This is a genomic window from Cognataquiflexum rubidum (assembly GCF_022538115.1).
GTDB lineage: Bacteria > Bacteroidota > Bacteroidia > Cytophagales > Cyclobacteriaceae > Cognataquiflexum > Cognataquiflexum rubidum.
Genome location: NZ_JAKZAL010000050.1, coordinates 1 through 3,541 on the forward strand (window position 1 = coordinate 1; position 3,541 = coordinate 3,541).

General features: G+C 40.0%; 3 protein-coding genes and 1 pseudogene. All 4 read left to right on the forward strand.

Annotated features, from left to right (window positions below; all coding sequences use genetic code 11):
* The first annotated feature begins 527 nt into the window (after positions 1 to 527).
* The 4 genes and pseudogenes from MMU05_RS22925 (at position 528) to MMU05_RS22940 (ending at position 2,385) form a co-directional block, all read left to right on the forward strand.
* The gene (locus MMU05_RS22925) at positions 528 to 1,271 is read left to right on the forward strand and encodes a hypothetical protein (RefSeq protein WP_241143989.1); all 744 of its coding nucleotides are present in this window, start codon (positions 528 to 530) and stop codon (positions 1,269 to 1,271) included.
* Between the two features lie 92 nt (positions 1,272 to 1,363).
* Positions 1,364 to 1,717, forward strand: a pseudogene (locus MMU05_RS22930) (DUF5675 family protein); the annotation flags it as partial.
* Positions 1,705 to 1,932 carry a hypothetical protein gene (locus MMU05_RS22935; protein WP_241143990.1) on the forward strand — a complete coding sequence of 76 codons (228 nt, stop codon included), beginning with the start codon at positions 1,705 to 1,707 and terminating at the stop codon, positions 1,930 to 1,932. The pseudogene MMU05_RS22930 and the gene MMU05_RS22935, both read left to right, overlap by 13 nt.
* 258 nt (positions 1,933 to 2,190) lie before the next feature.
* Positions 2,191 to 2,385, forward strand: coding sequence for a hypothetical protein (locus MMU05_RS22940; protein WP_241143991.1), 195 nt, complete (start codon positions 2,191 to 2,193; stop codon positions 2,383 to 2,385).
* Positions 2,386 to 3,541 lie beyond the last annotated feature (1,156 nt).

Here is a 3,541-nt window from a genome sequence, read left to right on the forward strand (position 1 = left end):
CGCTTTGTCTGATACTAACCAATTTAAATAGAAAAGAAGAAATATTAACCGATTTGCTAGGAATTTAACATAGAAACCTGACAACCTGAAAACTTGACAACCTGAAAACTTGACAACCATGAAACCATTATAACAACCAATACCACTACAACCCATCCATTCTTCCATCCTTCCGAGTAGGAGCAAAGCCCTACCAAAGTAGTAGCAAAGTAGTATCAGAGTAGTACCAAAGTAAGGGATAGTGCGAGCTTACCCCCCCCTCTCATCCTTTGCTTGTCCAAATCCTCCGCCTTTCACAGACCTAACTTGACAATCCGAAATTCCGACAACCACAACAACTATTACAACCTTTCCAACCTTCCAGCTCGAAAACTCGACAACCTGACAACCCGAACCAGACATTTTCTAACCAAAAAAACATCCCTATTTTCCTAACTTTCCTTTTTTTCCGTATAGTACACTTTCGTTATGATTTGAGCAGGCTTAGTTTCAGTTTTGAGTATGTTTCACATAAACCATAACACAAAATGGCAAGACAATCCAGTTTCTTAAAGTTAGAAGGCACCATCGGAGATGTTACCTTTTGCAAAGGCGCAAACGGTTCCTTTGCAAGACAAAAAGGAGGAATCAGCAAATCTAGGATCCTCAATGATCCCAATTTCCAGAGGACTCGGGAAAACCTCGCTGAATTTGCAAAGGCTGCTGCAGCCTCACAGCTTTTGAAAAATGCTTTCAGGGAAATCACCCTCAGGTCAAGGGACCTCAGAACCCACAACAGGCTCTATGCCCTTGCAATGAAAGTGATCAAATCCGACCTCGTAAGCCCGAGAGGGGAGAGGGAATTCGGTTTGGGCGACCTTAACCTGATCAATGGCTTCCACTTCAACGTCAACTCTCTTTGGAGTACATCTGTGTTTGTACAGCATACCCTGGTATCTACACCAACCGACCTAAGCGTGGCATTTCCTGAGTTTATTCCGGGTACCAAGCTGGCAAAGCCCATGGGAGCTTCACATGCCAGGATGTTTTTGGTAGGTACTGCGATGAATCTGGCAGAGGGTACTTATGAGACCAACTTGGTTTCATCTGGGGATATTGAAATCAACCAGCAGCCTTTGGTCGGGTTTCAGATTTCCATCCCAAAGATTATCATTGCCGGGACCATACAGGTCTATGCGATCGGGGTGGAGTATTTGCAGGTGGTCAATGGAGGAATGTATCCATTGAATGACAAAACACACAATTCGGCAAAAATCATCTTTATCGAATAGGTCCATGCTGCTACACCTCGAACGCGAATATTGGCCAGGTGGTACCAATGGAACCATTAGGATCGACGGATTAAAAATTTTTCCATACCGTTGAATCTGCATGGCGGAGAAACAATCCTGATTCCTGCATTCCTGAAGGGTCATACCCTTTGGAAAGGGAATATTCTGAAGAACACGGTTGGCACCTAATAATCAGGGACGTTTCAGGCAGGGGATTGGTCAGAATCCTGCCGCAGGCTCCGAAAGTTGGAGCAGCCACCACAATCACTCCGGTTTCTAAAATCCTTGGAGAAGGAAGGGGATCACAGTCCCGTCATGCTTTTGAAAAGTTTAAAGAATTGGTGTACTCCATCATGGACCAGAAAGAGGATGTCATCCTCGAAATCAGAAGCTTTCCCGATGCAGCTTTAAACCTTGTGCAGTTTGAACTCTCATGGATGGATTAGAGATGCAGCCGATGATGGAAGGGATCATCTCCCTTTTACTCACGATAATCACTTACCACCTGAGTTCCATTTCCCAGGAAATGAAGCAGTTCAAAAAGGACTATAGCGAACTGAGAAACACCTGCAACGGGATGATTTCTGAGCAGGTATCCATCCGGACCAAATTGAATGGGTTGATGAAAAAAACCAAAAGGAAACCGGAATTACCGGATTGAATTATTTCATTTAAAATTAATCAGGGGTCAAAGCGATCCCTGATTTCTTAGACAGTCAACTATAGATGTCTAAAATATTTTGAAAAACATTTGTGTTAAAATAAAATTAAACTTATGTTAACATTAGTTTATGTGAAAAACAACGTGAAATGACCTATTCACCCACAGATTTTATGGTCATTGACCTTATGCTACCAGAAGGGCCTATCAGACTTCCCTTCCCCGGTTTTTGTAACTTATGTCTGAACCAACATGAGTATGGCAAGAAGAGAACGTAGTTTCATTTATGCAAAGGATATCATGAAAATCACAGGAAGAAGCAAAACATACGCTTATGGTTTGCTCAAAAAGATTAAGGCTTTTTTCAGTAAAGAGGACCACCAGTTGGTCACTATTGATGAATACGCCCGCTTCCATGGTATACCAGTAGAAAAAGTGATGGAATACCTGTAAACAAAAAAGGTAGGCGATTTGTCGCCACACTTCTGGTTTAGGTTTCTTACACCCTGCCGGATAGCAATCCTGTTTTCTTCTGACCATTAGCCTTTTAGGTTTTCAGTGTTTCTTTATTCAGGTCTACTGAATTCCCTGATCTAGGATCGTTAATAATTATTAGGGTTCCGACTTCCCGCAGTAAAAAAGTGGTGATGGTAAGGACAGCATTCACTAAGGATTCTGATGGAAGATTTGCTTCTAGGCTGCACAATTTTTATGTTTCTATGAAGCGGTTTCATTTGAAAATTGTCTGGAATTCTAATCACTTTCTGTTTCATTTTTTAGGAAAATTCATGAAACAAACAGAATTTAAAAAGAAAAAAATGTCCAATACGGAAGGAGGAGGGATCAACACAGGAATCATTAGGGCAATCTTGAGAAAACCACCGTCTCACCTTTTGTTTGGGGTACTTTGTTGCTCCTTGACTTCCTGCTGGTTTCTTTGATGTTATTGCCTAAGCAGGGATTGCTTCGAAATATCACAAACCTTACAGTCTTGGTTATTTTCTTCCACGCATCCATTGAGCTCCTGTTTAAGAGGCAAACTTTTGCTGTTAATTTTACCAAACATCGATGTCTTAATAAGAAAGGGATGATTTTTCTATGGTAGAACAAGACAATGCTTCAACTTCTTTTTTTCTTTACTATTGTATCCAATTTATTGCATACACACATTTTTTATAAAAATTCCTGAATTAAAGTGAAACGAATAATTTAAAGGCCCGGTAGAAAGACGATAATTCCAAACATAGGGAAGGCAGGATAGAGTTTTTTGTAAAGCTAAGGAATTAAATATTGGATTTTATTTCACAAAAAGTAAAATGGGTCTTCAAGAAAGGAGATATCTCCTGCCTTTCAGAAGGTAGGTTTTTTTCGAATCCAGTCCAATGTTGACAAGGAAAAAAGTAATTAGCTAATTTTTTCCTAGAGATCTCTCGCACTTAAATTTTGGAATTGATACTCAACATGTGCCATTAATATTTAAAACCAAAAAGGTTACCCTTTACTTGGGTAACCTTTTTGATTATATTATTAAATATGTATATCCGCAATGATACCAGTGGCCAAATAAATATAAAGTGACAGCTAGTGACAATCGTTATTTGTTAAAGAT

Excerpts from the sequence above, each read along its gene's own strand:
- MMU05_RS22940 (WP_241143991.1), top strand. The coding sequence starts at position 2,191 with ATGGCAAGAAGAGAACGTAGTTTCATTTATGCAAAGGATATCATGAAA.
- MMU05_RS22925 (WP_241143989.1), top strand. The coding sequence starts at position 528 with ATGGCAAGACAATCCAGTTTCTTAAAGTTAGAAGGCACCATCGGAGAT.
- MMU05_RS22935 (WP_241143990.1), top strand. The coding sequence starts at position 1,705 with ATGGATGGATTAGAGATGCAGCCGATGATGGAAGGGATCATCTCCCTT.